This is a genomic window from Vibrio sp. Vb2131 (assembly GCF_033338535.1).
GTDB lineage: Bacteria > Pseudomonadota > Gammaproteobacteria > Enterobacterales > Vibrionaceae > Vibrio > Vibrio alginolyticus.
Genome location: NZ_JAWOSW010000071.1, coordinates 1 through 704, shown reverse-complemented (window position 1 = coordinate 704; position 704 = coordinate 1). Strand labels below are relative to the sequence as shown.

Sequence of the window (704 nt, the reverse complement as noted above, 5' to 3'; positions counted from 1 at the left end):
AAGTGATCCCTTTCTGGGTTCGCCTTGTTGCTGTCTGCATTTTCCTTCGCATAGCCCCTCCTATAAGTGAACGAATCACTTATTTTTCTTTGGCTACCCCGTTATTGTTGTATACCTCTAAGCTGACCTGCGTGCGCTCACCGCTTCCTTCTGGTAGATAACCTAGGTTTTCATACCATGCTTCCGGATTTAGCGTTTGTTCTGCGCGCAATTGGCTTACCGAGATTCCAAGATCCTGGTCATTCGCACCGCCAAACAAGCCGAATGATGTGAAACAAATTGTCATGATCCTTATGCTTTTCATCTTGCTCTCCATTTATAGACTGTGCCCAAACTTGCCCTCAGAGCCACCTTCTGACGAACCGTACTGATTAAAATTATTGTTTGTATCTTCTTCTCTGATGTCATTGAGTTGATAGCGGTCGAAATCGAGTTTCGCGCCTTTACCCAACAGATAGAACTCCACATCGTTTGGAGCTACGAACCCATCGGTCGGCAGAGTTACTCTGCGTCTATCGATTGGCGTCGCTAATCGTGGTGTTACCAAAATCACCAGCTCGGTTTCACCAGATGTAAACTCTTCACTCTTAAACAAGCGTCCAAGTACTGGAAGGTCACTGGCTCCCGGAATACCATCCGCAACGTTACGCGCGTTTTCACTCACCAGGCCTGCGATCACGATCGTTTGTCCGTGCGATAATTCG

Annotated in this window: 1 protein-coding gene and 1 pseudogene; both read right to left on the bottom strand. The window is 47.2% G+C overall.

Annotation, left to right across the window (positions count from 1 at the left end; all coding sequences use genetic code 11):
- Positions 1 to 79 precede the first annotated feature (79 nt).
- Complete coding sequence (locus tag R7E38_RS22915; protein ID WP_318082144.1) at positions 80 to 304, bottom strand: hypothetical protein; 225 nt, start codon at positions 302 to 304, stop codon at positions 80 to 82.
- A gap of 12 nt (positions 305 to 316) precedes the next feature.
- Positions 317 to 704 (bottom strand): annotated as a pseudogene (locus R7E38_RS22910) (type II and III secretion system protein family protein); the annotation flags it as partial.

Bases quoted from the DNA above. Each gene is read 5' to 3' on its own strand.
- R7E38_RS22915 (WP_318082144.1), bottom strand. From the start codon at position 304: ATGAAAAGCATAAGGATCATGACAATTTGTTTCACATCATTCGGCTTG.